This window comes from Allobosea sp. BK604 (assembly GCF_004341515.1).
Taxonomy (GTDB): Bacteria; Pseudomonadota; Alphaproteobacteria; order Rhizobiales; family Beijerinckiaceae; genus Allobosea.
On record NZ_SLZF01000016.1, the window covers coordinates 91,593 to 117,878 of the forward strand.

The 26,286-nt window shown below is 66.7% G+C and carries 26 protein-coding genes; 20 read left to right on the plus strand and 6 right to left on the minus strand.

All coding sequences use genetic code 11. From position 1 onward, the window contains the following. The first annotated feature begins 71 nt into the window (after positions 1-71). The 5 genes from EV560_RS34405 to EV560_RS34425 all read left to right on the plus strand — a co-directional run bounded on the left by EV560_RS34405 (position 72) and on the right by EV560_RS34425 (position 6,280). A complete protein-coding gene (locus tag EV560_RS34405; RefSeq protein WP_131860387.1) occupies positions 72-2,198 on the plus strand; it encodes a hydantoinase/oxoprolinase family protein in 2,127 nt (708 codons plus the stop codon). Beyond that, the gene (locus tag EV560_RS34410; protein ID WP_207908183.1) at positions 2,191-3,900 is read left to right on the plus strand and encodes a hydantoinase B/oxoprolinase family protein; all 1,710 of its coding nucleotides are present in this window, start codon (positions 2,191-2,193) and stop codon (positions 3,898-3,900) included. The genes EV560_RS34405 and EV560_RS34410 overlap by 8 nt, the downstream gene beginning before the upstream one ends. A 41-nt stretch (positions 3,901-3,941) precedes the next feature. Further along, complete coding sequence (locus tag EV560_RS34415) at positions 3,942-4,706, plus strand: HpcH/HpaI aldolase family protein (RefSeq protein ID WP_131860388.1); 765 nt, start codon at positions 3,942-3,944, stop codon at positions 4,704-4,706. A 135-nt stretch (positions 4,707-4,841) separates the two neighbouring features. Then, a complete protein-coding gene (locus EV560_RS34420) occupies positions 4,842-5,657 on the plus strand; it encodes an NAD-dependent epimerase/dehydratase family protein (RefSeq protein ID WP_131860389.1) in 816 nt (271 codons plus the stop codon). A gap of 200 nt (positions 5,658-5,857) precedes the next feature. Next, positions 5,858-6,280, plus strand: coding sequence for a DUF1236 domain-containing protein (locus EV560_RS34425; protein ID WP_131860390.1), 423 nt, complete (start codon positions 5,858-5,860; stop codon positions 6,278-6,280). A gap of 117 nt (positions 6,281-6,397) precedes the next feature. Here EV560_RS34425 and EV560_RS34430 read toward each other — a convergent pair whose 3' ends face one another. Both EV560_RS34430 and EV560_RS36765 read right to left on the minus strand, forming a co-directional pair. After that, positions 6,398-7,168, minus strand: a complete 771-nt coding sequence (locus EV560_RS34430; protein WP_131860391.1) for an alpha/beta fold hydrolase — start codon at positions 7,166-7,168, stop codon at positions 6,398-6,400. Positions 7,169-7,332: 164 nt separating this feature from the next. After that, on the minus strand, positions 7,333-7,458 hold the full coding sequence (locus EV560_RS36765; protein WP_282568896.1) for a hypothetical protein: 126 nt from the start codon (positions 7,456-7,458) through the stop codon (positions 7,333-7,335). On the opposite strand from EV560_RS36765, the gene EV560_RS34435 reads away from it, so the two are divergent. Further along, positions 7,402-8,346, plus strand: a complete 945-nt coding sequence (locus tag EV560_RS34435) for an AraC family transcriptional regulator (RefSeq protein WP_248312354.1) — start codon at positions 7,402-7,404, stop codon at positions 8,344-8,346. The two genes, EV560_RS36765 and EV560_RS34435, sit on opposite strands and share 57 nt — an antisense overlap. Before the next feature lie 75 nt (positions 8,347-8,421). On the opposite strand, the gene EV560_RS34440 is transcribed toward EV560_RS34435, so the two are convergent. Next, positions 8,422-9,576 (minus strand): patatin-like phospholipase family protein, encoded by a 1,155-nt coding sequence (locus tag EV560_RS34440; RefSeq protein WP_131860393.1) that lies wholly within the window; start codon positions 9,574-9,576, stop codon positions 8,422-8,424. A gap of 279 nt (positions 9,577-9,855) precedes the next feature. Here EV560_RS34440 and EV560_RS34445 point away from each other — a divergent pair, with 279 nt between their 5' ends. From EV560_RS34445 to EV560_RS34455, 3 genes are all read left to right on the plus strand, one after another. Beyond that, positions 9,856-10,314 carry a nuclear transport factor 2 family protein gene (locus EV560_RS34445; protein WP_131860394.1) on the plus strand — a complete coding sequence of 153 codons (459 nt, stop codon included), beginning with the start codon at positions 9,856-9,858 and terminating at the stop codon, positions 10,312-10,314. A 41-nt stretch (positions 10,315-10,355) separates the two neighbouring features. Continuing rightward, positions 10,356-11,573 carry an MFS transporter gene (locus tag EV560_RS34450; protein WP_131860395.1) on the plus strand — a complete coding sequence of 406 codons (1,218 nt, stop codon included), beginning with the start codon at positions 10,356-10,358 and terminating at the stop codon, positions 11,571-11,573. 350 nt (positions 11,574-11,923) lie between these two features. After that, on the plus strand, positions 11,924-12,802 hold the full coding sequence (locus EV560_RS34455) for a LysR family transcriptional regulator (protein ID WP_248312355.1): 879 nt from the start codon (positions 11,924-11,926) through the stop codon (positions 12,800-12,802). Positions 12,803-12,846: 44 nt separating this feature from the next. Here EV560_RS34455 and EV560_RS34460 read toward each other — a convergent pair whose 3' ends face one another. Then, positions 12,847-13,503 (minus strand): peroxiredoxin-like family protein, encoded by a 657-nt coding sequence (locus tag EV560_RS34460; protein ID WP_165923777.1) that lies wholly within the window; start codon positions 13,501-13,503, stop codon positions 12,847-12,849. 157 nt (positions 13,504-13,660) lie between these two features. Here EV560_RS34460 and EV560_RS34465 point away from each other — a divergent pair, with 157 nt between their 5' ends. The 4 genes from EV560_RS34465 (at position 13,661) to EV560_RS34480 (ending at position 17,129) form a co-directional block, all read left to right on the plus strand. Continuing rightward, on the plus strand, positions 13,661-14,491 hold the full coding sequence (locus EV560_RS34465; RefSeq protein WP_131860398.1) for a 3-hydroxybutyrate dehydrogenase: 831 nt from the start codon (positions 13,661-13,663) through the stop codon (positions 14,489-14,491). 40 nt (positions 14,492-14,531) lie between these two features. Continuing rightward, positions 14,532-15,890, plus strand: coding sequence for an NAD(P)/FAD-dependent oxidoreductase (locus tag EV560_RS34470; RefSeq protein ID WP_248312346.1), 1,359 nt, complete (start codon positions 14,532-14,534; stop codon positions 15,888-15,890). 40 nt (positions 15,891-15,930) lie between these two features. Further along, positions 15,931-16,431: a hypothetical protein gene (locus tag EV560_RS34475; RefSeq protein ID WP_131860399.1), complete on the plus strand. Its 501-nt coding sequence runs from the start codon at positions 15,931-15,933 to the stop codon at positions 16,429-16,431. A 209-nt stretch (positions 16,432-16,640) separates the two neighbouring features. Beyond that, positions 16,641-17,129: a cupin domain-containing protein gene (locus tag EV560_RS34480; protein ID WP_131860400.1), complete on the plus strand. Its 489-nt coding sequence runs from the start codon at positions 16,641-16,643 to the stop codon at positions 17,127-17,129. Positions 17,130-17,326: 197 nt separating this feature from the next. Here the strand turns inward: EV560_RS34480 and EV560_RS34485 are convergent, their stop codons facing one another. Then, positions 17,327-18,082, minus strand: a complete 756-nt coding sequence (locus EV560_RS34485; RefSeq protein ID WP_131860401.1) for an SDR family oxidoreductase — start codon at positions 18,080-18,082, stop codon at positions 17,327-17,329. A 306-nt stretch (positions 18,083-18,388) separates the two neighbouring features. Between EV560_RS34485 and EV560_RS34490 the strand changes: the two genes are divergently transcribed. Continuing rightward, a complete protein-coding gene (locus tag EV560_RS34490; protein ID WP_131860402.1) occupies positions 18,389-18,874 on the plus strand; it encodes a hypothetical protein in 486 nt (161 codons plus the stop codon). A 60-nt stretch (positions 18,875-18,934) separates the two neighbouring features. Here the strand turns inward: EV560_RS34490 and EV560_RS34495 are convergent, their stop codons facing one another. Next, positions 18,935-19,693: an isocitrate lyase/PEP mutase family protein gene (locus EV560_RS34495; protein ID WP_131860403.1), complete on the minus strand. Its 759-nt coding sequence runs from the start codon at positions 19,691-19,693 to the stop codon at positions 18,935-18,937. A 417-nt stretch (positions 19,694-20,110) separates the two neighbouring features. Here EV560_RS34495 and EV560_RS34500 point away from each other — a divergent pair, with 417 nt between their 5' ends. The 6 genes from EV560_RS34500 to EV560_RS34525 are packed head-to-tail and all read left to right on the plus strand — an operon-like array spanning position 20,111 to position 26,258. Then, a complete protein-coding gene (locus tag EV560_RS34500) occupies positions 20,111-21,088 on the plus strand; it encodes an ABC transporter permease (RefSeq protein ID WP_131860404.1) in 978 nt (325 codons plus the stop codon). After that, on the plus strand, positions 21,085-22,068 hold the full coding sequence (locus tag EV560_RS34505) for an ABC transporter permease (RefSeq protein ID WP_282568895.1): 984 nt from the start codon (positions 21,085-21,087) through the stop codon (positions 22,066-22,068). Before EV560_RS34500 ends, EV560_RS34505 begins: the two co-directional genes overlap by 4 nt. A gap of 14 nt (positions 22,069-22,082) precedes the next feature. Next, entirely contained in the window at positions 22,083-23,060 is a 978-nt protein-coding gene (locus EV560_RS34510; protein ID WP_131860405.1) for an ABC transporter ATP-binding protein, read from the plus strand. Next, complete coding sequence (locus EV560_RS34515; protein ID WP_131860406.1) at positions 23,057-24,127, plus strand: ABC transporter ATP-binding protein; 1,071 nt, start codon at positions 23,057-23,059, stop codon at positions 24,125-24,127. Before EV560_RS34510 ends, EV560_RS34515 begins: the two co-directional genes overlap by 4 nt. Next, a complete protein-coding gene (locus EV560_RS34520) occupies positions 24,124-25,122 on the plus strand; it encodes a DMT family transporter (RefSeq protein WP_131860407.1) in 999 nt (332 codons plus the stop codon). Before EV560_RS34515 ends, EV560_RS34520 begins: the two co-directional genes overlap by 4 nt. Beyond that, entirely contained in the window at positions 25,119-26,258 is a 1,140-nt protein-coding gene (locus EV560_RS34525; RefSeq protein WP_131860408.1) for a 2-aminoethylphosphonate--pyruvate transaminase, read from the plus strand. Before EV560_RS34520 ends, EV560_RS34525 begins: the two co-directional genes overlap by 4 nt. Positions 26,259-26,286: the final 28 nt, after the last annotated feature.

The window sequence follows — 26,286 nt, forward strand, 5'->3', positions numbered from 1 at the left end:
AAATAATAATTCGACGACATGGGCAGGCCATTCCTATCTTGATCCGATCAGGCAACGGAGGCCCTTGAGCCATGTCTATTATCGGAGCCCGTCTGGGCGTCGACATCGGAGGAACCTTCACGGATGTCGTGCTCGAACAGGCGGGGCAGCGCTGGTCGACCAAGGTCCTGACGACCTATGCCGCACCCGAGGATGCGATCATCGAGGGCATGCAGCGGGTCTGCGCCAAGTCCGGCATTCCGGTGTCCGCCATCGGGCAGATCATCCATGGCACGACGCTGGCGACCAACGCGCTGATCGAGCGGCGCGGCGCCAAGACGGCGCTGATCACCACGCAAGGCTTCCGCGACGTCATCGAAATGCGGACGGAGAGCCGCTTCGAGCAGTACGACCTCAATCTGACGCTGCCGGAGCCGCTCCTGCCGCGAAACCGGCGTTACACCGTCAAGGAGCGGATGGACGCGCGCGGCAAGGTCCTGATTCCGCTGGAACGCGCCGCCGTCGAAGTGCTCGCCGACGAACTGCGCGAGGCCGGTTACGAGAGCGTCGCGGTCGGCCTGCTTCATTCCTATGTCAACGACGCGCACGAGCGGCTGATCCTGGAGGTGTTGGCCGAGCGGCTGCCCGGAGCGATGGTGTCGCTGTCATCGGAAGTCTCGCCGCAGATGCGGGAATACGAGCGCTTCAACACGACGATCGCCAACGCCTACATCAAGCCGCTGATGAAGAGCTATCTCGTCCGGCTCGAGGGCCGGCTGGCGGCGGAAGGCGCGGCCTGCCCGATATTCCTGATGCATTCGGGCGGTGGCATCATCTCGCTGGAGAGCGCCTCGGAATTTCCGGTGCGCCTCGTCGAATCCGGCCCGGCCGGCGGCGCCGTCTTCGCTGCGGACATCGCGGCGCGACACGGCCTCAGGAAAGTCCTGTCTTTCGATATGGGCGGGACCACCGCCAAGATCTGCCTGATCAAGAACTATACGCCGAAGACCGCTCGCGTCTTCGAGGTGGCCCGGACCTACCGGTTCAAGAAAGGCTCGGGCATGCCGATCTCGATTCCCGTGATCGACATGGTCGAGATCGGCGCGGGTGGCGGCAGCCTCGCCCATGTCGACTCGATGAAGCAGATCCGCGTCGGGCCGGAAAGCGCGGGTTCCGAGCCCGGCCCTGCCTGTTACGGCCGCGGCGGCAAGCGCCCGGCCGTGACCGATGCCGACGTCATCCTCGGCAAGATCGACCCGGACAATTTCGCGGCCGGCACGATTCCGCTCTTCGCCGCCCAGTCGGCCGCCGCACTGGAGGCGGAGATCGGCGGCAAGCTCGGAATGGATGCTCAGGAGAGCGCCTGGGGCGTGGCCGAGGTCGTCGACGAGAACATGGCCAATGCCGCCCGCGTCCACGCCGTCGAGAATGGCGAGGACCTCGCGGAATATACGATGATCGCCTTTGGAGGAGCGGCTCCGCTCCATGCCGGCCGGCTCTGCGAGAAGCTCGGTATCGCGAGCTGCCTCGTGCCGCCCGGCGCCGGCGTCGGCTCCGCGATCGGCTTCCTGCGGGCTCCGTACAGCTTCGAAGCCAATCGCACGCTGTTCATGCGACTGGCGCAGTTCGACACGGCGCGCGTCACCAGGCTCTTCGATGAGATGGCGGAGGAGGCGACGCGGGTCGTCCGCTCCTGCGGTTGGGCTGGCGAGATTCTGGCCGAGTACAAGATCTATATGCGCTATGCCGGACAGGGCTGGGAGATTCCGGTGACGTTGACGCCGGAGGAGGCCCGTGCCGCCGATCCGGCCGTCATTCTGCAGCGCTTCGAGCACGAATACGCCAATCTCTTCGGTCGCACGGTCAAGGGGCTCGCCGCCGAGATCACGGTCTGGTCGGTCAACGCCCATACCCCGCAGGCCGCGATCACCCCGGTCAAATCCGTCACCGACATGCAGGCTGCGCCAGCCGGGGGCATGCGGTCCGTGTTCGATGCAGGATTGGGCCGCCGGGTCGAGGCCGAAGCTCACAGCCGTGCCAGCTTGCCAGCCGGCAGCCGGATCAACGGCCCCGGGATCGTCACCGAGGATGAGACGACCATCGTCCTGCCCTCGAGCCGCTTCGCCGTCACGCTGAACGACGGCTGCATCGACATCCGGCTTGCCGAAGCCGCACCCGCCGCCTCCGTCGCCGAGCGGAAGGAGCCCGCCCATGTCTGACATCTCCAAAGTCGCCTACCAGGTCATGTGGAACCGCCTCATCTCGGTCGTCGAGGAACAGGCGCAGGCGCTGATCCGCACCTCGTTTTCGACCTCGGTGCGCGAGGCCGGCGACCTGTCTGCCGGCGTCTACAACCAGAAGGGCGAGATGCTGGCTCAGGCAGTGACCGGCACGCCCGGGCACGTCAACGCAATGGCCGATGCCGTCGCCCATTTCATCCGTCGCATCGGGCGCGACAACATCGCCGAGGGCGATGTCTACATCACCAACAACCCCTGGGAGGGCACGGGCCACCTGCACGACATCACCGTCGTCAGCCCGTCCTTCCACAAGGGCCGGCATGTCGGCTTCTTCGCCTGCACGGCGCATATCGTCGATATCGGCGGGCGCGGCTTCGGCGCCGACGCCAACTCGGTCTACGAGGAAGGTCTCCACATCCCGATCATGAAGTTCGTCGACCGCGGCACGGTCAACGAGACGCTGGTCACGATCATCCGCGGCAATGTCCGCGAGCCCGACCAACTGGTCGGCGACATCTATGCGCTGGCGACCTGCAACGAGATCGGCCATCGCCGCCTGATCGACATGATGGTCGAGTTCAAGCTGTCCGATCTGGCCGGCATCTCCGCCTTCATCCTGACGAACTCCCGCCAGGCGACACTGGACAAGATCGCGGCGCTGCCGCGTGGCGAGGCCGAGGGCCATATGCGGATCGACGGCTACAGCCGGCCGATCGACCTTTGCGTGAAGATCTCGATCGAGGCGGACGGCGTGCTCTGCGATTGGGCCGGCACCTCCGGCGTCGACAAGAACGGCATCAACGTGCCGCTGGTCTATACGAAAGCCTATACCTGCTACGCGCTGAAATGCGCGATCGCGCCGGAAATCCCGAATAACGCTGCCTCGCTGGAGCCTTTCCGCATCACGGCTCCCGAGAACACGATCGTCAATGCGGTTTGGCCGGCGCCGGTGGCGCTGCGTCACATCATCGGCCACATGGTGCCGGACACGATCTATGACGCGCTCGACAAGCTCCTGCCCGGCCTCGTCCCGGCCGAGGGCGCCGGCAGCCTCTGCAACTTCCAGGTCTCGCTGCGGCCGCGCAGCGACGGCCCGCCGCCGGCCGAGCCCGTGCGCGCCGAGGTACTGACCTTCAACTCGGGTGGCTCCGGCGCACGGCCTGCGCTCGACGGCATGAACGCGACCGCCTTCCCCTCGGGTGTCATGACCATGCCGGTCGAGGCGACCGAGCAGGTCGGCCCGGTGATCGTCTGGCGCAAGGAACTGCGGCCCGACTCGGGCGGCACCGGCCGGCATCGCGGCGGCCTCGGCCAGCACATGGAGGTCGGCGCCTGGGAGGGCTACGAGTTCGACATCCAGGCGATGTTCGACCGTGTCCGCCATCCAGCCCGCGGGCGGCGCGGCGGCGGCGGCGGCGCGCCGACGACGATCGCGCTCGATGACGGCACGGCGATGAAGGGCAAGGGCAAGCAGTTCGTGCCCCATGGCCGCAAGGTCGTGATGGCCTTCCCGGGTGGGGCCGGCTATGGCGCGCCGGCCGAGCGGGCCGGGAGCAGCGTCGAACGCGATCTGGCCCTGGGCTATGTCTCGGCAGAGATTGCCCGCACCGAGTACGGCCTGTCCGACGAACGCGTGGCGGCTGTGCTGGCGACGTCCCGTCTCGGCGAACTGCCTCGCTGACGCAGCGCATGCGGCAATCCGCCAGATGGGAGAGAACGGCGATGCAACTGCTCAAGAACAGGTTCCTCGCTTCCCTGCGAGGCGGGGAACCCCAGATCGGGCTCTGGCTCAGTCTCTCCAGTGCCTTCACCACTGAAGCCGTCGCGAGTTCCGGCTTCGACTGGATGCTGATCGATACCGAGCATTCGCCCAACGACCTGAACTCGGTCATGGCACAGCTGCAGGTGCTGGCCGCCCACCCGGTCACGCCGATCGTGCGCCCGGACTGGAACGACCCCGTGCTGGTCAAGCGGCTGCTCGATCTCGGCGCGCCGGGACTGCTGTTCCCGATGGTGCAGACTCCGGCCGAAGCCGAGAAAGCGGTCGCAGCGACACGGTACCCGCCGCACGGGATCCGGGGCGTCAGCGGCTGCACGCGCGCCAATGCCTTCGGCCGGACGACCGACTACTTCAGCCGGATCGGCGAAGAGACCGCAGTCATCGTTCAGGTCGAGACGCGCGCGGCGGTCGAGCAGTCGCTCGATATCGGCCGTGTCCCCGGTGTCGACGGGGTGTTCTTCGGGCCGGCCGACATCGCGGCGGATATCGGCCGCCTGGGCAAGCCCATGGATCCGGCGGTGTGGGAGTTGATCCGCCCCGCCGCGCAAAGGCTGATCGAGGCGGGCGTCCCGGTCGGCACGCTGGTCTTCGACCCGGATTTCGCGAAGAGCCTACTGGGGCAGGGCTTCTCCTTCGTGGCGTGCGGCTCCGATGCGGTGCTTCTGGCGCGTGGCGCTGACGGACTGATCGCCAGGATGCGCGGCTGAGCCGACGTCGCGGCAGGCGCTTGCCTGCAGCGTGGCGGTCTGCCACCGAAAGGATGACGACGCGCCCGTGCATCGTTGATGTCAGATGCCCACGACGCCGCATTGACCGATGCGCCGGTCAGACACGAGGATCGCATGCCGCAATACAACCGCATCCTGATCACCGGCGCGGCCGGGCGCCTCGGCTCGCAGCTTCGCGGCGGCCTGGCTCCGCTGGCGAAGACCATTCGCCTTGCCGATCGCGAGCCGCTCGGCCCGCTCGCAGCCCATGAAGAGGAGGCGATCTTCGACCTCGCCGACATGGACGCGACGATCGCGGCGACGGAGGGGTGCGATGCCATCGTCCATTTCGGCGGCGCGCCGACGGAGCGGGAATGGCAGGTCGTCCTCGATTCCAGTATCCGCGGCTCCTATCACGTCTACGAAGGCGCCCGGAAGCACGGCGTCAAGCGCATCGTCTACGCCTCGTCCGTCCACGCCATCGGCTTTCATGAGATCGGAGCGCAGATCTCGGTCGACGCGCCCGTCCGTCCCGATTGCCTCTACGGCGTCGGCAAGACCTTCGTGGAGAGCCTCAGCCGACTTTACTGGGACAAGTACGGCATCGAGACGGCGTGTCTGCGCATCTTCTCGTCATTCCCCGAGCCGGTCGACCGCCGGATGCTCTGGTCGTATCTGTCCTTCGCCGATTGCGTGCGCCTCGTCACGGCGTCGTTGACCGCACCCTTCGTCGGCCACACGATCGCCTTCGGCACCTCGGACAACGCCGTCAAGGCCGTGGACAATAGCGGCGCCGATCACCTCGGCTACTGCCCGCAGGACAGCTCGGAACCGTTCCGCGCCGATGTCGAAGCAAAGGCGCCTGCGCTTGATCCGACGACGCCCGCCGGGCGTCATCTGGGAGGTCATTTCTGCGAGATGGCCCACCCCGATGACCAGGCGAAGGCCTGAATCCGGAGGCCGATGCCGGGCGGGACGGAGCCTTGGTCCGTCCGAGTCGGCCCGAAGCGGCACGGACAAAGCCCACGGCGCATGCCGATCCGCCGCGGTCCGGAGGGCGTTCTTCTCGCTTTTGTGATCGTTCCGGCACAGAACCGCCGCAAGACGCGCGCAGCGTCCTGGCGGGGCTAGGCAGATATCGGAGATCGACCATGATCAAGCGAATTCTCCTGGCTGCCGTTATCGCAGCCATTCCCGCAACCGTCTTCGCACAGGACAGGGGCCCCCTCATCCGCGACCCCGCCGGCGGCGTCACGCATGACCCGGCCCTCGTCGGTAGCGAGGCCTACATGATGCCGTTCGACGTCTTCGCCCCGCCCCTCAGGCGCGATCCCGCCGGCGGGACGATGATCAATGACGACGCCAGTTTCCGTAACTATGTGATGGCGCAGAACATGCGGTCATATCGCTATGCGGAACCGATCGCCGTCGGCACCGTGCTGCCGTCGCGCGGCATGGTCTATCGCAACGTGCCCGCGCAATACGGCGCGCCCGGCTATCGCTATACGATCGTGAACGACGAAGCCGTCGTCGTCGCGCCACGGAGCCGCCGCGTGGTCCAGATCATCGAATGACGGCTTGGGCCAGCAAGGCCCGTGCCGGTGACGTGCACGGGCCTTGGCGACGCCGTCGAGATCCGTCAAGACGTGGTCCCGCGCGCTCCCGGCGCGAAAGCGCCGGGAGCGGTAGCCTCACTTCGCGAGCGCCGCCTTTTCGATGACCGCGGCGACCTGCTGCGCGTGCACGACGAGCGAGGCATGGCTGCCGGCGACTTCCGTCGTCTGGGCCTTGATCCTGGCTGCGAACAACTTCTGGGCCTCGGGCGCCAGGACCTTGTCCTTCGTGCTGACGACATAGAATGTCGGCTTGTCCTTCCAGGCCGCGATGTCGACGGGCGCTTCGAACGCCACGTGGTTCAACGGGAGCTGCGAGTTCGCCAGCTTCGTCGCGATCTCCTGGGGAAGGTCGGCCGCGACGGCGGACGGAAACACCTTGGGATCGATGTACAGATCGCCCTTCGCATCGGGATGGATCGCCTTGCCGCCTTCGGTCGGCGGGCCGGCCTTGGCCAGCGATGCCAGGGATTCACCGATCTCCGGCGCGAAGGCGGAGACGTAGACCAGCGCCGACACCTTGGGGTCATTGCCGGCTTGCGTGATCACGACGCCGCCCCAGGAATGGCCGACCAGAACGGTCTTGCCGTCCTGCTTCGCCAGCGCCTGTCTGGTGGCGTCGACATCGGCAGCGAGCGAGGTCAGCGGATTTTCGACGAGCGTGACGTTGTAGCCTTTCTTCGCGAGGATCGCGGCAACCGGCTGCCAGCTCGTCTGGTCCACGAAAGCGCCGTGCACGAGCACGATGTTATGGGCTGCCCCCTTGGGCAGTTCGGCGGAATGGGCGGAGCCGATCAATGTCGTTCCGGCCAGGAGTGCGGTGGCGGCGGAGAGGAGGATATTCGCCATTGTTTGTTCCTGTTTGGCATGTCCGAACCAGAGTCCGGGGGGAGGGGGCAGGCGTTTCCGGCGAGGCCGCGGTTCTTCCATCCGCCGTCGGCGAAATGGTTGCCGCACTGAAGGTCGGCCCGCTCTGGCATGAGCTATTTCGCGGAGTTTGCGGACGGTAGGGATCAATCGTCCGGATGTTGTGTCCGATCGTCCGCAGCTCTACGCTCCGGGGCATGGACATTCTCGCCCAGGTGCTCGATCGCGTTCGTCTCGGCGGGACGCTGCTCTTCCATTTCGAGCTCGGCCATCCCTGGCATCTCGAGCTGCCGACGCGCCCCCACGCCCTGTTCCACTATCTGAGCCGGGGCTCGGCGACGCTCGCGCTCGGGCAGGGGCAGGACATCGAGATGAGCGAGGGCGATCTTGTCGTGATCACCCGCGGCGAGCCCCATGTGTTCTTTTCGGATCGCCGGGCCGAGCCGTTGCGGATCATCGACATCGATCGCTCGTCGCCGCGTCTCGGCATCCTGCGCCATGGCGGCGAAGCAGCGCCGCTCTCGTCCATGATCTGCGGCAATTTCACGGTGTCGCGGCCCCTGTTCGGCAGCGTGCTGGAACTGCTTCCGCCCGTGCTCCTGCTAAAGCCGACGGTGGATGGCGCCTGGCTGGAAGCCATCCTGCGCCGCATGGTCAGCGAGTCCGCGCGCGAGCGTCCCGGCCAACGCGTCGCGCTGTCGCGCTTGACCGAAGTGCTCTTTGTCGAGGTGCTCCGCAGCTGGATCGCCTCTCTCAGTCCGGGGCAGGGCGGCTGGCTCGGGGCGATGTCCGACCCGCATATCGGGCCGGCACTCAAGCTCATTCACGAAAGTCCGGAGCGATCCTGGGCCCTGAGCGACCTTTGCCAGCGCGTCGGGCTCGGCCGCTCGGTCTTTTCGGCGCGCTTTACCAGGCTCGTCGGCCAGCCCATGCACCGCTATGTGATCGAGCGCCGGATGCTGGAAGCGGCCTTCCTGCTCGAAACCAGCGACGAGCCGATCGCACGGATCGCCGGCCGGGTCGGGTACGAGACGGCAGCGGCGTTTTCAAAACTGTTCCACCGGCATCACGGATTGTCGCCCGGCCGCTACCGGGCCGCGCGACGCCTCGATGCAAGCCACCTGCAACCGGACGAGCCGTCAGCAAAACTGTCCGCTTGACGTCGATTGTGCGCGCCGCTCGCAACCTGCCGGAAATCGACTTCGGCGGGCTCCTATCCGAGCTCCGCCTCTGTCTCAGCTTGCTACCGCAGGCGACGGCTCGTGCAGGAAGAAGCCCTCGAGCGGGTCTGCCTCCGCCTCCCAGGGCGCCGCAGCGAGCATCCGCATCGTCGCCTCGTAGCCCGCCGTCCAGCGTTCCCTGATGCTGGCGGGGCTGAAGTCGATGTCCTTGGTGTGGTCCTCATGGTCCAGACGCGGCGCCAGCAGGCGCACTACGTGCATCTGCGTCAGGCAGCCATAGTGGGCGAGCTCCCTGACCTGCGGGCTCTTGCGTTCGCTGTCGGGCAGGCGTCCGACGAGCTCGGAAATGATGCGGCGGAGCCGGTGGATCTGCTTCTGCCTGATGATGTGGCTGGCTGCGCGGCTGGAATACTGGATGTCCTTCTGCCGGTTCATCACCTGCCAGATCGACTCGGGCTCGGCGCCCTCGGGGTTCCAGACATGAACGGCGAAGATCAGCGAGCTGCGCCGCGGGTTGTCGTCGAAGACCGCTTCGACCGGCGTGTTCGACAGGATGCCGCCGTCCCAGTAGAGCTCGCCATCGATGCGGACCGCCGGAAAGGCTGGCGGCAATGCGCCCGAGGCCATGATGTGGCGCACGCCGATCGTCTCGTCGCGGCTGTCGAAATAGCGCATCTGGCTGGTGCCGACATGGGCCGCGCCGACCGTGAGCCGCACGCCGTGCTCGGCAAGGTGCTCGAAATCGACGAGTTCGGTCAGCGTCGCTTCCAGCGGCCTGGTCGAGTAGTAGCCGGCGGCATCGGGCGCGAGCCTGGTGTGCAGCCCGAGGAAGGCGAGCGGGTTCGGCTTGAAGAAACCGGGGACCCCGTTGGCGATGGCGCTCCAGTTGGGCAGCATCCGGCCGAGCCAGGGCAGGCCCGACATGAAGTCGAGATGCGGCTCCTGCGCGATGCGCGTCCAGAACTCGCGCAGGCGCGCCAGGCGCTCGCCGGGCGCGTTGCCGGCGATCAGGCTGGCGTTGATCGCGCCGATCGAGATGCCGATCACCCAGTCCGGCTCGACGCCGGCCTCGTGCAGCGCCTGGTAGACGCCGGCCTGGTAGGCTCCAAGCGCGCCGCCGCCCTGCAGCACGAGCACGACCTGCCCGGTCTGCGGGCTTGTGCGGGGCCGGGCCGGGGCCGGCTTGGCGATAGGGTGGACGTTGTCCATGGCGATGATCCTGTCAAAGGGCGCGAGGCGCCGGTTCTCTTGCCAGGATTGTCGAAGCTCTCGGCCCGCCGGGGAAATGCCTGCTGGCTTCGGACACGATAGAGGCCGGCTATGGCGCCGGGCGGGTCGCGATAGCTCGCCTGCATCGATCGTAGAGCATCTCGGCATTGGCGGGCGCCACCTCCCGCGAGGCAGAAACTGGCTCTGGTTCCGCCGGGGTGGCGGACCGTTTCGAGCAGCTTGCCCAAGAGCGGGCAGCGTGCCCAAGAGGAGGAGGCGATGATCAGGAAGCTGGCAGCGATCGCCACGCTGGTGCTCGGCTTTTCGAGCCAGGTCCAGGCCGAGACCCCGACCGAGGTCGAGATCAAGGCTCTCTATGAGCGTTTCGTCAGCGCCCAGAATGCCCGCGACCTGGCGCGGGTGCGCGAGGCGCTCTGGGATTCGCCCGGCTTCGTCTGGATCAGCGACGGCAAGCCGTTCTGGGGCCGCGAGGCGCTGATCGAGCGCATGGGCGCGTTCCAGAAGGCGGAGGTCTGGAGCGTCTTGCCCGATCGCACTCGCGCCAGAGTGGTCGAGGTCAGCCCGATGAGCGCGGTGCTCTACCAGCCGCTGCTGCTGACGCTCGGGCCCAGGCGGGAGCCGAGGACAATCGCCTTCCTGGTCAATGTGCTCTGCATCCGCACGGCCGAGGGCTGGCGCGTCGCCGCCCTCTACACCACCGAGGAGAACCCGATCTGAGCCGGCAAGGCCGCGCGCCGCAGCAAATGGGGAGAGACTTCATGAACCGCGCCATCACGCACGGGACCGGACGCGCCGCGACGACGGATGGCCGGTGGAGCGACCTGCGCCGCGTCATGGTCATTGCGACCATGGCCTTCCTGACGCTGGTCGATCTCTTCGCCATGCAGGCGGTCCTGCCCTCGCTAATCAGGCGCTACGAGGTCAGCGCGGCCGCCATGGGGCTCGCCGTCAACGCCAGCACGATCGGCATGGCGGTGGCGAGCCTCGCGACCTCCCTGCTCGGCCGGCGCATCGACCGGCGCCGGGGCATCGCGCTCAGCCTGGCTCTGTTGTCGCTGCCGACCGCGGCGCTGGCGAGCGCGCCCGGCCTGCCTGTCTTCGCGGCGCTGCGCATCGCGCAAGGCCTCTGCATGGCCACTGCCTTCACGCTGATGCTGGCCCATCTCGGCGAGCGTCGCGATGCGCGCGAGAGCGCCGGCGCCTTCGCCGCCTATATCGCCGGCAATGTCGCGAGCAATCTCGTCGGCCGCCTGCTCTCGGCAGGGATCTCCGACCATTTCGGCCTGGACGCCACGTTCCACGTCTTCGCCGGGCTCAACCTCGTCGGCGCTGTGTTGGCCTATGCGACGATCGACCAGGCCCCGCGCGTCGCCGAGCGCGAACCGCCGGCGCTCCCCGCGATCGCGGCGCTGGCGCAGCACTGGCGCAATCCGGCGCTGCGCGCGAATTTCGGCATCGGCTTCCTGATCCTCTTCGCCTTCATCGGCACCTTCACCTATGTCAACCTCGTGCTGGTGGCGCCGCCGCTTTCGCTCGGCATGATGCAGCTCGGCATCGTCTATTTCGTCTTCGCGCCTTCGATCGCGACCACGCTCGCGGCCGGGCTGCTGGCGCGCCGCGCCGGGCCGGTCGGGGCATTGTGGCTATCGCTGGCGCTCGCCATCGGCGGCCTGCCGCTGCTCGTCGTGCCGCATCTGCCGATCGTGCTTGCCGGCCTCGTCATGATCGCCATCGGCACCTTCGCGGCCCAGGCCGTCGCGACCAGCATCATCGGCCGTGTCGCGACCGGCGAGCGCGGCGCGGCGAGCGGGCTCTATCTCGCCAGCTATTTCGCTGGCGGGCTTGCCGGCAGCGCCGTGCTCGGCCAGATTTTCGAGCGGCTCGGGTGGGGTGCCTGCGTCGCCGCCATCGGGCTGGCGCTGGCACTGGCGGCGCTGCTGGCGCTGAGGCTGCGCCCGGCGCTGCGCGACGGCTGAAGCATTTTCGAGCGAAGTGGGTACCGGTTCGCGTGAAGAAAATGCGTCAAGACAAAAAGATAGAGCATTTTCGCGATTCGAAGAAACGCGGAAAGGCTCTGAAGCATTTTCGAGCGAAGTGGGTACCGGTTCGCGTGAAGAAAATGCGTCAAGACAAAAAGATAGAGCATTTTCGCGATTCGAAGAAACGCGGAAAGGCTCTGAAGCATTTTCGAGCGAAGTGGGTACCGGTTCGCGTGAAGAAAATGCGTCAGAACAAGTAGATAGAGCATTTTCAAGCGAAGTGGATACCGGTTCGCCTCAGGACAATGCTCGAGCGCGAGACCTTAACGCGGAGAGCTCCCGTGGAGATGCATCAGATCCGCTACTTCCTCGCCGTCGCGCGCACGCTGAACTTCACGCGCGCCGCCGATGAGTGCAACGTCGCCCAGCCCTCGCTGACGCGGGCAATCCAGAAGCTCGAGGAGGAGCTGGGCGGCCTGCTGCTGCATCGCGAGCGCCAGCACACCCATCTGACCGAACTCGGCCGGCTGATGCTGCCGCATCTGGAGCGAACCTTCGCCGCTGCCCAGGCGGCCAAGAACCTCGCCCGTGGCGTCAACATGGGTGAGATGGCGCCGCTGCGCATCGGCCTCAGCGATTCGATCTCGACCGCCAATCTGATTGGTCTGCTCGATGGCTTGAGGTCCTGCGTCAACGGCTTCGAGCTGACGCTGGCGCAACTGCCCGCGAAGGACCTCATCGCCCGCGCTCTCGACGGCGATTTCGACCTCGTCTTCGTCAGCGACGCGCTCGAACTGCCCGACCGGATGCGCAGCTGGATCCTGTTCCGCGAGACTTGCCGCCTGATCCTGCCGGAGGGAGACCGCCTTGCCGAGAAGCCGCAGGTGACGCTCGCCGATCTCGCCGGCACGGAGATGGTGGACCATATCGACTGCGCCGATCTCGACCGCTTCAAGGGGCTTTGCGCCTCCGCCGATGTCAGCCTGCGCTACCGGCACCGCGTCCACGGCACCGACCAGTTGCAGCGGCTCGTCAAGGCCGGCTTCGGCTATGGCCTCCTGCCCGCCAACACGCCGCTGCTCGAAGGGCTGGTGGCACGCGACCTCGCCGAGGCGGAGAGCGCCCGGAACGTCGCCGTTGCCGTCGTTGCCGGCCGCCCCTTCACGACGGCGACCGAGGCCTGCCTGAGGCTCGCGCGCACGCGCGATTGGCTGGCGGCAGCCTGATCAGTGGCTGGCGGCAGCCTGATCAGTGGCTGGCGGCAGCCTGATCAGCTCCTGAGCGAAGCCAGCGTCGCGACTATATCGGCCGGCTCCATGCGCTTGCGGAAATCGGGATCGACATGGGCGGCGATGATCCTGCCGTCGCTGGCGATGACATAGGTTGCGGGGATCGGCAGGAACCAGGAATCGTTGCCGTTGAAGCGGGCAAGGTCGAAGCCGATCTCCTGATAGATCGCCCGTACCTCCTCGCTGACCGGGAAGACCAGGCCGAAGCTGAGCGAGAGCCCGAGATCGAGATCGCTGAGCACCTCGAAGGGCAGGGCGAAATCGCGCTTCGTCGCGGCGCTGCGCCCTCCTGCTTCGCCGGCGATGGCGACGATCCGGCCACCGGCCGCGACAATCGCCGGATGGGCGTCACGCAGCGCCGTCAGCTCGCTCTCGCAATAGAAGCACCAGGAGCCGCGGTAGAAGCTCACGACCAGAGGCCCGCTTGCGAGCAGGTCGGCGGAATGGACGAGGCGTCCGTCGCTCCCGGGCAGGGCGAAGTCCGGCATCATGTCGCCGACGCCGAGTGCTCCGGCGGTCACATCGCGCTCGATCAAGGTCTGGACCATCCGATCATAGGCGCGGGCGACATGGTGCCGGTCGCGGGCATGGCGCTCGCGCAGGAAGGTCAGGCGGTTGGATAATGGGCGATCGGTCATGGTCGGGGAAGGCTGCCCCGCTGCCAGCTCCGGCGCAATCCAAATCGCCATAGCGGCTGCCTATCGATGCGAGAGCAAACCGGCATTTCCGCCGCGGGGCCGCGCCCGGCATGGTCCAGCCGTCTTCTGACGCACTTGCAACGACTGGAGCCGCACCATGAACGTCCACGCTGCACCGACCATCCGCGAGCCCGCCATCGGCTCCGCACTCCTCGGCAAGGTCGCCGTCGTCACCGGCTCGACCAGCGGCATCGGCCTCGGCGTCGCCCAGGCCCTGGCCAGGGCCGGAGCACGCCTTGTGATCAACGGGCTGGGCGAGACGGCCGAGATCGACAGGATCCGGCGCCGCATCGCGGAGCAGTACCGCGTCGACGTCCGCTACGACGACAGCAACCTGATGGATCCGGCCGGCGTCGCCCGGCTGGTCACCGGTGCGGTCGCCGCCTTCGGCCAGGTCGACATCCTCGTCAACAATGCCGGCATCCAGCACGTCGCCCCGGTCGAGGACTTCCCGGTCGAGAAATGGGACGCGATCCTGGCGCTGAATCTGTCGGCCGCCTTCCATGCGACCCGCCACGTCTTGGGCGCGATGAAGCAGAACGGCCATGGCCGCATCATCAACGTCGCCTCCGCCCATGGCCTCGTCGCCTCGCCGTTCAAGGCGGCCTATGTCGCGGCGAAGCATGGGCTGATCGGCTTCACCAAGACCGTCGCGCTCGAGGCGGCGGAGTTCGGCGTCACCGCCAACGCGATCTGCCCCGGCTATGTCTGGACGCCGCTGGTCGAGAGGCAGATCGACGAGCAGGCGCTGGCGCACGGCATCGCCCGCGACGCGGTGGTGCGCGACGTGCTGCTCGCCCAGCAGCCGAACAAGCGTTTCGCGGCAGTCGAGGAGATCGGCGCGCTCGCAGCCTTCCTGGCCTCGGATCTTGGCGCCTCGATCACCGGCGCGGCGCTGCCGGTCGACGGCGGCTGGACCGCGCATTGACACGATCGCCGGCGCCTTACCCGCTCAAACGGAGCTTGCCATGTCTGCCCCCACCATCATGTCTACACGCATCATCACGTCGGCCCCGATCATCACGACCAGGCCAAGGAAGATCGTCATCGTCGGCGCCGGTTTCGGCGGGCTGGCGGCGGCGCAGGCGCTCAGGCACGCCAAGGCCGAGATCACCGTGATCGACCGGCGCAACTTCCACCTGTTCCAGCCGCTGCTCTACCAGGTCGCGACCGCGGCGCTCTCGCCCGCCGACATCTCGGCGCCGATCCGCTCGGTGCTGCGTGACCAGGTCAACGCCCGCGTCATGCTCGACAAGGTGACGGATATCGATCGCGGGCGGCGCCTCGTGCTGACCGAGGGCGGGCGGGCCGTGGCCTTCGACTATCTCGTCCTCGCGACCGGAGCGCGCCACAGCTATTTCGGCCGCGACCAGGAATGGGCGCAGTTCGCGCCGGGCATCAAGACGCTCGACGATGCCACCCGTTTGCGCGCCCGCATCCTGCTCGCCTTCGAAAGGGCCGAACTCGAACCCGATCCGGCGAAGCGCAAGGCGTTGCTGACCTTCCTGGTCATCGGCGCCGGCCCGACCGGCGTCGAACTCGCCGGCGCCATCGCCGAGTTGGCGCGCAAGGCGGTGACGCGTGACTTCCGCACGATCATGCCGGAGAGCGCGAGCATCGTCCTGATCGAGGCCGGGCCGCGCATCCTGCCGAGTTTCCGTGAGGGTCTGGCGCGGGCGGCGGCCAGATCGCTGGAGGCGATGGGCGTGACGCTCAGGGTCGGTCAGGCCGTCAGCGAGGTCTCGGCCGAAGGCGTCACAATTGGCGCAGACCATCTATCCGCCGGTACGATCGTCTGGGCGGCCGGCGTAAAGGCCTCTGCTGCGGGGCGCTGGCTGTCGGCGGAGATGGACCGGGCCGGGCGCGTGCGCGTCGAGCGCGATTTCTCGCTGCCGGGCGCACCCGACATCTTCGTCATCGGTGACACGGCCGCCCATGCCGATGCCGAGGGCCGGCCGTTGCCGGGCGTCGCGCCCGCCGCCAAGCAGGCCGGGGCCCATGTCGGCGCGCTCATCGCCGCCCGGCTCGCCGGACGCGCGCCGCCGGCGCCGTTCCGCTATCGGGACCGGGGCGCGATGGCGACGATCGGGCGCAAATCGGCCGTCGTCGATCTCGGCCGCCTGCGCCTGACCGGGCTGCCGGGCTGGCTGCTCTGGTCGCTGGCGCATGTCTGGTTCCTCGTCGGCTTCCGCAACCGCCTCAGCGTCGCGACCAGCTGGTTCTGGTCCTACCTGACCTGGGAGCGCGGCGCCCGGCTGATCACCGGCCAGGAGATCGACGGCACCCGGCCGGCCTTGCCGCCCGCCGGCCGCCGCGAAGCCGCCTGACACCTGCTTTCCCCAAACCTCCCCTCGAAAGGACACCACCATGACGTGGATCATCACCGAAGCCGGGCCGCGCGACGGCCTGTTCCCATCGGCCCGCTCGCTTTGGCACCTTATGCTCGGCGGCTTCGCTGCCACCGGCTTCTACGAGGTCTGGGCCAATTGGCCGACGGCCTTGCTCGCCGGCTTCCCGCTGGAGCCGCCGGCGCTGATCAAGTCGCTCTTTCATCATCAGTTAGGGCTCGGCCTGCCCGACATCTGGGCCAAGGCGCTCCACTATGTCACCGGCGTCCTGTTCTATCCGCTCGGCTATTGGCTCGTCTCTCGCGTCCTGGGCCTCGGCCAGCCGGCCGCCGGCTGGGTCTGGGGCGTGTGCACCTATTTCATCGCGCTCGGCTTCTTTGCCCCGCTCGCCGGCCTTCCCTTCCTGCTGATCGGCGACAACACCGTGCTCTCGCTGATGAGCCTGATCGGGCATGCCATCTATGGCCGCCTGCTCGCGCTCGTCTTCGAGGCGCAGGAGGCGCGGGCGGCGGTCGCCTGACCTGACTGCAGCTCCGCCAGGGACGCCGGCCGTGGCTCGCCGCCGCGGCCGGCTTCGCATGTCGGCCGACATCGCCCGCCGAACCGGGTGCATGCCCTGCCGCTATCGAAACGACAGGCGAACGGCATTTCCAACCGACTGAAATACAAGCGATTTCATCTCCAGGCGCTGGTCCGCCCGGCGTCCCTTCCCCAACCCGGAGAGAGATGATGAGCCCTATTCTTTCGACCCACCGCGAACTCGGCCGCACCATTGCCGCCGCTTGCCTGGTCCTGGGCGGTGTGACCGCGGCCGAGGCCGGCACCTGCCCGAAGGACAAGGTCCTCGCCGAGCCCCGCAAGATCGCCGAGGCCGCCGATCTCGGGATCAAGCGCGAGACCCTGTCGATCGTGAACCTCACCGGCTGGCGCGGCGTCGGCGATCTGCGCCTGCGCACCCGGCGCCTGACGGTCGCGGTCAATGGCATCGTGCCGACGCACCAGCATGACGACCGCCCGTCGATCGTCTACGTCGTCAAGGGCGAGATCATCGAGCACAGCGCCTTCTGCTCGGTGCCGATCCTCCATCGCGAAGGCGAATGGACTCCCGAATTCGGCAAGGGCCATGCCCATTGGTGGGAGAACAAGACCGGCCAGGAGGTCGTCCTGACCTCGTCCGACGTCGTCCCGCCGGACATGCTCGACGATCCCGACATGTAGTGAAGACGTCGCGCAAGCGGACGGTTCGGCGTTCGAACCGTCCGCTTGACGTCGACCCTGCGTGGCGCCTGGCACCGACTTTTCGGGCCGATGCGCTAGAGCATTTCCGCGTTTCTTCGAAACGCGAAAATTCTCTATCTACTTGTTTTGACGCATTTTCTTCACGCGAACCGGTATCCACTTCGCTCGAAAATGCGCTAGCCCGGATTCAAGGCTGCAAAGATGGTGTCGTAGGAACCGTCTCTCTCCGCCCAGCGCCGCGGCATGTCGCGCTCCAGCAGGATTTCGCCCCGCGGGTGATCGCCTCGCTCGAGGAGGCCCATCACCTCCCTCACATAGTCGTCAAGCGCCATCGCCCGTGGATCCGAGGCTTGCTGCGCCCCCGTCAGTTCCGTCTGGACGTAGGGCGGCGACAATTCGAGCACCTCGATCGGGAGCGCTCGGAGCTGGTGCCGCAACGAGGTGAGCCAGGAATGCAGAAAGGCCTTGCTGGCGCAGTAGGCCGGAAAATCGGCGCGTGGCACGAAGGCGAGGGCCGAGCTGGTCGCCAGGATGGTCGCGTTCCGCTGCTGCTTCAACAGCGGCAGAAAGGCTGCGGTGACGCGCAGCACGCCCAGGATGTTGGTGGCGACGATCGCCTCGGCGTCCAGGCTGTTCCAGCCGGGCGAGGTCATATCCTCTTGCCGCGAGATACCCGCATTCGCCACCAGGACGTTCAGCGCCGGGACACGCTCCCGCACGGTCGCCGCGAGTTGCGGCAGCGAGGCCGGATCGTCCAGGTCGAGCGGCAGCCCGAGCATGCCGGGGCGGGCTGCGCAGATCTCCTCGAGCAGGGCCTGCCGGCGCCCTGTGACGATGACCCTGTTGCCGCGGTCGTGCAGGGCCTCGGCGAGCGCGCGGCCGATGCCGCTTGAGCCGCCCGTGATGAGAATTGTGTTGCCGGTCGTTTTCATCGTCGTTGCCTCTCGATCCTGATCAAGGAGAGGCCAGGAGATGTGGCAGCTGATAGGGCCCGGCTGTCGTCATCGCATGGCGTCTCTCGCATCGAGACCTCCCTGCGGGGATCCTCTCGACGGGGACGCGTTGGATGACGGTAACGCCTACGGCAGCGCGCACAACGCGCCTGCGGCCGGACGGGTATCCCGACTGCCCGTGATCGTCAAGCATCGTCAAATAGGCCGCTGACACCTGCAATTGCCTTGAGCATAGTCGCGGTGACGCCGACCGTTCCGCGGCACCACCACGACAGGAGCAAGCTCTTGCCTGCCATCGCGCGCACCGTCCTGGCATCGGCTGTCTGGCTGGCCTCGTTCGGCAGCTTGGCTGCCGCCGCCCAGACACTGGGCTGCTTCAGTCGCAGCTATGACGCCGCACATTTGCGCAAGCATCCCGGCCAGCAGGTCCAGCGTCTGTGGATTCGCGTCGAGGCGTCCCGTTACGATCCTGGCAAGCTCGATTTCGCCATGAATCTCTGGATCAGGAACCAGAAACAGATCTGGCGCGCGGGCGGGCGCTGCGAACCAGCCGGCAAAGGATTGCGCTGCCAGCCCGACACTGACGGCGCCAGCGAACTTCTGATCACGCTCGAGGGCCGCAACCTGCTTCTCACCAACCCCGGCAAGCTGAAAATCTACGATGACGTGACGGGGCCTGACCTGAATGACCGGTTGATCGGAGCTCCGGCGGATTCAACCTTCCTTCTGCCAGCAGCGCGGGACAGCGTCTGCAAGGACACTCGCTCGTGAGAATCTCCCGGTCGTGGCGACGGGCGGGGCCCGGGGCAGGGCACCACCCGCCAGGACAGCTCAGGCGAAAGCCGTCTCTGCCGCCGTCTTGAAGGCCGACATCGCCTGGATATGCGGGAGTGCGCCGTAGCTGATCCTGGCGACGCCGAGCTCGGCGAGCCGCTTCGGCGCCGGGACGCCGTCGAGCACCATCAGGTTGACCGGCAGCTCGGAGCGTTCGACGACCCGCGCGATGAGCTTCTCGTCGCGCAGTCCCGGAACGAAGAAGCCCGACGCTCCCGCCTCCTGATAGGCGGCCGCCCGCTCCAGCGCCTCGTCGATCGCGCTTTGCGGCTCTCCGCCTCTGCCGAGGAAGAGGTCCGTCCGCGCATTGATGAAGAGCGGGATGCCAAGCTTATCCGCCGTGGCGCGAATGGCCGCGATCCGGCGGGCCTGCCGCTCCACCGGATAGAGCCCGGGTCCCTTGACGACGCGATCCTCGAAATTGATCCCGACAACCCCGAGGGCGAGAAGCCGCGAGACATTCGCAGCGAGATCATCCTCGTTCTCGCTGTAGCCACCTTCGAAATCGACCGTGAGCGGCAGCTCGGCAACGGCCGCGATCCGGGCGACGATCTCTTCGGCGAATGGCAGCGGGATGTCCTCGCCATCCCTGTAGCCCTGGGCCTCCGCGACCGCCCAGCTGCTGGTCGCGATCGCCTTGGCGCCGGCCTCCTGGGCGGCCTTCGCCGTGCCCGCATCCCAGACGTTGAACAGGACCAGCGGCGATCCCTTGCGATGCAATGCCGAAAATTGGTTGGCCTTCTCGACCTGGTTCATGATCTCTCCTCCTTGGGATCGGGTTGGATTGGTCTCTTCCTGCAGCATGGTGCCGACAGGCGGCGGCAAGAGCTGGCTTGGTGGCTGCTGTCCTGGTGGCCCGGAGCTGGTTCCGTCATGCATCGGCCAGTCGCGCGTCCTGTGTCGCGCGCTGCACCATGTTGATCTTCGACGTCGCCCAACGCGCCAACGTCGGCTTGTGGCGCATTTTCCTTCGACGAATCACCGGTGTCTGTGGCGCGAAGCCAGTGCTTAGGCCCCGCCTACCTCTTCGCCCAGATAGCCTCGTCCCACGCTTTGGAGGATGGCCCACCAGAATGGCATTCATTGCCTTCGACGCAAGGCATGCTGTTGGCACAAATATTGTACCGCGTGGAACAGATTAAATGCGACCGCCTTCCGTAGGAGAGTCCCAGGATGACCTCGTTCCTGGCTCGGCGTCTGCTGCAGAGCGCGTTTGTGCTCTTCGCAATGTCGGTGCTTGTATTTGTCGGCATTTTTGCGATCGGTAATCCGGTCGATGTGCTCATTTCGCCCGAAGCAACCCAGGCCGACCGCCAGCGCATCGTCGAATCCCTCGGGCTCGATCGTTCACTGATCGAACAATATGTCAGCTTCGTGCGCGGTGTCTTCGACGGAGATTTCGGCAAGAGCTTCGTCTTCAAGATCTCAGCGATCGGCCTGATCCTCGACCGAATGCCCGCGACGCTCGAACTGGCTGTCTCGGCCATGGTGCTTTCGATCCTGATCGGCCTGCCGCTGGGCATGCTGGCAGGAATGCATCCCGACAGCTTCCTCGGGCGCTCGATCATGGCCGGCTCGATCGTCGGATTCTCGATGCCGACCTTCTGGGTCGGGCTGATCCTCATCCTGGTCTTCGCCGTATATCTCGGCTGGCTGCCCTCGACCGGGCGCGGCGAAACGGTCACCGTGCTCGGCATCCGCTGGAGCTTCCTGACGCTCGACGGGCTCGCGCACCTCATTCTACCCGCCTTCAACCTGGCCCTGTTCAAGATCTCGCTGGTGATCCGGCTGACACGGGCCGGCATGCGCGATGCGCTCGCCAGCGACTATGTCCGCTATGCCATCGCGAAGGGGCTCTATCCGCGCCGGGTCGTGATGGTTCATGCGTTGAAGAACATCCTGATCCCGCTGGTAACGGTGCTGGGTCTGGAATTTGGCTCGGTCATCGCCTTCGCCATCGTCACCGAGACGATCTTCGCCTGGCCGGGCACCGGCAAGCTGATCATCGAATCGATCAGCGTGCTCGATCGTCCGGTGATCGTCGCCTATCTAATGGTCATTGTGCTGATGTTCGTGACGATCAACCTGATCGTCGACATCACTTACTCGATCCTCGATCCCCGCATCCGCATCGGCGGAGCGACCTCGTGAACCGGCCCGCAGAGGTGAAGCAGCCGGTCGTGCCGGTCGAGCGGCCCGCCGCATTATCGACCGAGGCTCGGGCGGGAACGGTCAAATCTGCCGTCGAAGGCGGCGCGGATACACCGTTTCGCCAGGCATTGCGCGAATTCGTCGCCAATCCCTTCGCCGTCTTCGGAGCGGTCCTGCTGACGCTGCTGGTTTTCGGCGCGATCTTCGCCGAGGCCCTCGCGCCGACCAATCCCTATGACCTGACGAAACTCGACCTGATGGATGCGCTGCAGCCGCCGGGCACGCAGAACATGGACGGGTCGGTGACCTTCCTGCTCGGCACAGATGGGCAGGGTCGCGACATGCTCAGCGCGATGCTCTACGGCCTGCGGACCTCCATCCTCGTCGGCGTATCGTCCGGCGTCATCGCCCTGTGCGTCGGCGCCACGATCGGGATCGTCGCCGCTTTCTTCGGAGGCTGGATCGACTCCTTCGTGATGCGGATCGTCGATCTGCAGCTTTCTTTCCCCAGCATCCTCGTGGCGATGGTGCTTCTCGCCCTGCTGGGACAGGGCGTCGACAAGATCATCCTCGCGCTCGTCATCGTGCAATGGGCCTACTATGCCCGCACCGTGCGCAGCGCAGCCCTGGTCGAGCGCTCGAAGGAATATGTCGAGGCGGCGATCTGCCTCGGCATCGGCCGCACCCCGGTCATGTTCCGCCACATGCTGCGCAACTGCCTGCCGCCGCTGATCGTCATCGCGACGGTTCAGGTCGGCAGCGCGATCTCGCTCGAGGCGACGCTATCCTTCCTCGGCCTCGGGCTGCCGGTCACCAAGCCCTCGCTCGGCCTGCTGATCTCGAACGGCTTTGCCTTCCTGATGAGCGGGAAATACTGGATCAGCCTCTATCCCGGCGTGTTGCTGCTCGTGACGATCATCGCGATCAATCTCGTCGGCGACCATCTGCGCGACATCCTCAACCCGCGCCTCAAGCGCTGAGCGGGAGAGGCTCGATGGACCCCATCCTTTCCGTCCGGGATCTTCGCACTGAGTTCGCCACGGGCGCCGGCGTCGCGCGTGCCGTCAACGGCGTGAGTTTCGATGTCATGCCCGGCCATGTTCTGGGCCTCGTCGGCGAGTCCGGTTCGGGCAAATCGGTCACCGGATTCTCGCTGATCGGCCTGGTCGATGCGCCGGGCCGCATCGTCGGAGGCAGCGTCCGCCATCGCGGGCGGGAGCTGGTCGGCCTGCCGCAATCCGAGCTGCGGGCGCTGCGCGGGAAGGAGATCGCGATGATCTTCCAGGATCCGATGATGACGCTGAACCCGGTCCTGAAGATCGGGACGCAGATGATCGAGACAGTGCTGGCCCATGATCCCGTGAGCAGGCAGGAGGCACGCGAACGGGCCCGGGCCGCGCTTGGCAAGGTCGGCATTGCCTCGCCCGACGAGCGACTCGATGCCTATCCTCACCAGTTCTCCGGAGGCATGCGCCAGCGAGTCGCCATCGCCATAGCCTTCCTGCATCGTCCCAGTCTGATCATCGCCGACGAGCCGACCACGGCGCTCGACGTGACCATTCAGAGCCAGATCCTCTCGGAGATGCAGACCCTTGCCCGGCAGGAGCAGACGGCGGTGATCTGGATTTCGCATGATCTCTCGATCGTCTCCGGCCTCGCCGACAATGTCGCCGTCATGTATGCCGGGCGCATCGTGGAGCACGGACCCGTCGCCGACGTGCTGACGCGCCCGCTCCACCCCTATGCGCAAGGCCTGATCGCCTCCGTGCCCGGTGCCCAGATGCGGGGCCGTCGCCTCGCACAGATCGACGGCATGGCCCCCTCGCTGCTGGCGCTGCCGGCGGGTTGCGCCTTCCGCCCCCGCTGCGTGATGGCGCAGGCGATCTGCGAGGCGGAGCCCCCGGTTCAGGCACCCGCGACAGGGCGGATGGTGCGCTGCGTGCTGCCCGTTCGTGACGAGGTGGCGGCATGAACGCCTCGGACGTTGTCGAGCCTGATGCCGTGGCCGGGCCTGCGTTGTCGGCAGGCGGGGCCGTGCAGCCTCTGATCGAACTTGCGCAGGTTTCGAAGCGCTTCGGCCGCAAGGCCGATCTACTTTCGCGCCTCGCCGCGCGGCTCGGCGGCAGGCTCCCCTTGCGGCATGTCCACGCGCTCGACCAGGTCGATCTTTCCGTGATGCCGGGCGAGGTGGTCGGGCTCGTCGGCGAAAGCGGCTGCGGGAAGTCGACGCTCGGGCGCGTCGTCGCCGGCATTCACCAGCAGAGTTCGGGAGACCTGTTCTACAAGGGCGGCAACGTCGCGAACCTGTCTCTCTCGAAGCGCCGCGACTTCACGCGGCGCGTCCAGATGGTCTTTCAGGACCCTTACGCTTCGCTCAATCCGCGCATGCGGGTTGGCCAGATGGTCTCCGAGGCGCCCATCGCCCATGGGCTCGTCTCGGCCGTCGAGGCCGACGACTACGCCGCCACGATGCTGCGCATGGTCGGGCTCGATCCGGGGCTCAGGCGGCGCTTCCCGCACCAATTCTCGGGAGGGCAGCGCCAGCGCATCTGCATCGCCCGCGCGCTGGCGGTGAAGCCGGATTTCCTCGTCTGCGACGAGGCGGTGGCCTCCCTCGACGTCTCGATCCAGGCGCAGGTCCTCAACCTGTTCATGGATCTGAAGGACAGCCTCGGCCTCACCTACCTCTTCATCAGCCACGACCTCAACGTCGTGCGCTTCCTCTCCGACCGCATCGTCATCATGTATCTCGGCCGCGTCGTCGAGAGCGCGACGACCGAGGCTCTGTTTTCCGCGCCGAGCCATCCCTATACGCGCGCTCTGGTCGAGCAGGTGCCGCAGCTCGACGGGCGCCGGCAGCAGTTCAGGCCGATCGAGGGTGAGATCCCGTCCCCGCTCGCGCCGCCGCCCGGTTGCCATTTTCATCCGCGCTGCGCGCAGGCCGGGCCGCGCTGTCGCATCGAAATGCCTGCGCTCAGGCCGGTCGCCGGCGGCCATCTCGCGGCCTGCCACCTCTACGATGGCGGCACTGGCGCATGAGCAGCATCGCGCGCGATCCGGGGCGCCGGGAACGGGCCGCACATCACTGGGCAGGGCTGCCGGCCAATCTCAAAGGCGCGGCGCTGTTGGTCCTCGCCTATCTGCTCTTCACCGTCGAGGTGGCGGCTGCGCGCATGCTCGGCACGTCGATGGCGACCGAACAGGTCGTGCTGGTCCGAAGCGCCGCTCAGATGCTTGTCGTCATTCCCTTCGTGCTGCATTCCGTCGAGGGCCTGGGCGTGCTCCGCACCCGCCATCTCCGGCTGCATCTGTTTCGCGGGGCGCTCAGCATCGTCGGGCTCTACGCTTACTTCTACAGTTTCGCGAACCTGCCGCTCGCCGCGGCGACGACGATCGGCTTCACCAAGGCACTCTTCCTCGTGGTGCTGGCGCAGGTCGTGCTCGGCGAGGTCGTGCGGCTGCCGCGCTGGATCGCCACGCTCGCCGGCTTCGCAGGCGTGCTGCTGGTCGCGCGGCCTGGGCTGTCCGGTGTCGATCTCGCAATCCTCGCAGGCCTGGTCGGTGCGGTGACCGGGGCGGGGCTGCTCCTGGTGACCAAGCTTCTGTCGCGGCACGAAAGCCCGCTGGCGATCATGGTGTATGTCGCGCTGATCACGACGGCGGCGTCCCTGCCGGCGGGGATCGCGACCTGGAAGGCGCCCGATGGCGGGCAATGGCTGGCGCTGGCATTGATCGGCGTGTTCGGGCCGATGGGGCAATACGTCAACATCCTCGCCTTCCGCGTCGCCGAGGCGTCGTCCCTGGCGGGGGTCGACTATGTTCGCCTGATCTTCTCCGCGGGTGCCGGCTACCTCGTGTTCAGCGAGATACCCGACGCATGGACCATCGCCGGTGCGCTCGTGATCGTGGCCTCGACCTTGTTTCTGACGCGGCATGAAAGCCGCGCCGCCCGGCTCGCCGCCGGCGCGGCGGCGGTTGATCCGCTGTCAGAACCGCTTCCTGACCCGAACCCAGACCGTGGAGAGAGGCCGTGACCGACATTTTCGACGAACCGCTGCTGCTGACACCGGGCCCATGCTCGATCTCCCTGACCACCAAGGAGGCGATGCTGCACGACTACTCCTCTGGCGAGGAGGTCATGGCTGAGAAGATGGCGGCGATCGCTCAATATCTGATCAAGATCGTCAATGGTGTAGGCACCCATACCATGGTGCCGCTCGTCGGCTCCGGCACCTACGCGACCGAGGCCGCCATCGGCACCTTCGTCCCGCGCGACGGCAAGCTGCTGGTACACACCAACGGCGTCTATGGCGACCGCATCGTCGACATCTGCCAGCATCTCAAGCTGAACTACGCCTCCTTCCGCACGCAACCCTACACTCCGCCTACGCGCAAGCAGTTCGAGGACGCGATCAAGGCCGACCCCGCCATCACCCACGTGATGGTCGTGCATTGCGAGACCTCGACCGGGATTCTCAATCCGATCGAAGAGATCGCGCAGGTCTGCAAGGCCTATGGCAAGGGCCTTCTGATCGACGCGGTCGCCTCCTTCGGCATCATCGATCTAGATGCAAAGAAGCTCGCCTATGACGCGGTGATCTTCTCGGCCAACAAGGGCATGCAGGCGCCTCCCGGCCTCGCCTTCGTCATCGCCAAGAAAGCCGTACTGGAGGAGTGCAAGGGCAATTGCCACTCGCTGAGCCTCGATCTCTGGGACCAGAATCAGCATTTCGAGCGGACCGGCGGTTTCCGCTTCACGCCTGCCACACATCTGCTGCTGGCCTTCGCTCAGGCCTGCAAGGAGCACGAGGAAGAAGGCGGCGTCGCCGGCCGACGGGCGCGGTATGCCGCAAGCTGGCGCCGTCTCGTCGACGGCATGCGCCAGATGGGCTTTCACACGCTGGTCGACGATGCCCATGCCTCGCCAATCGTCTCGACCTTCCACGACCCCGACGATCCGAACTACTCCTTCGGCCAGCTCTATGCCGGGATGAAGAAGCGCGGCTTCATCATCTTTCCCGGACGGCTTGCCGCCGCCAACACCTTCCGCATCGCCAATATCGGTATCGTCACGCCCGAGGATATTGGCCGGGCGATGGACGCGCTCTCGGAGTGCTTCGCCGAGATGGGCGTCAAGAATTTCGGCCGCGCAGAAGTCGCGGCAGCCTGAACGATCAGACGAGACTCGATCCACGCAA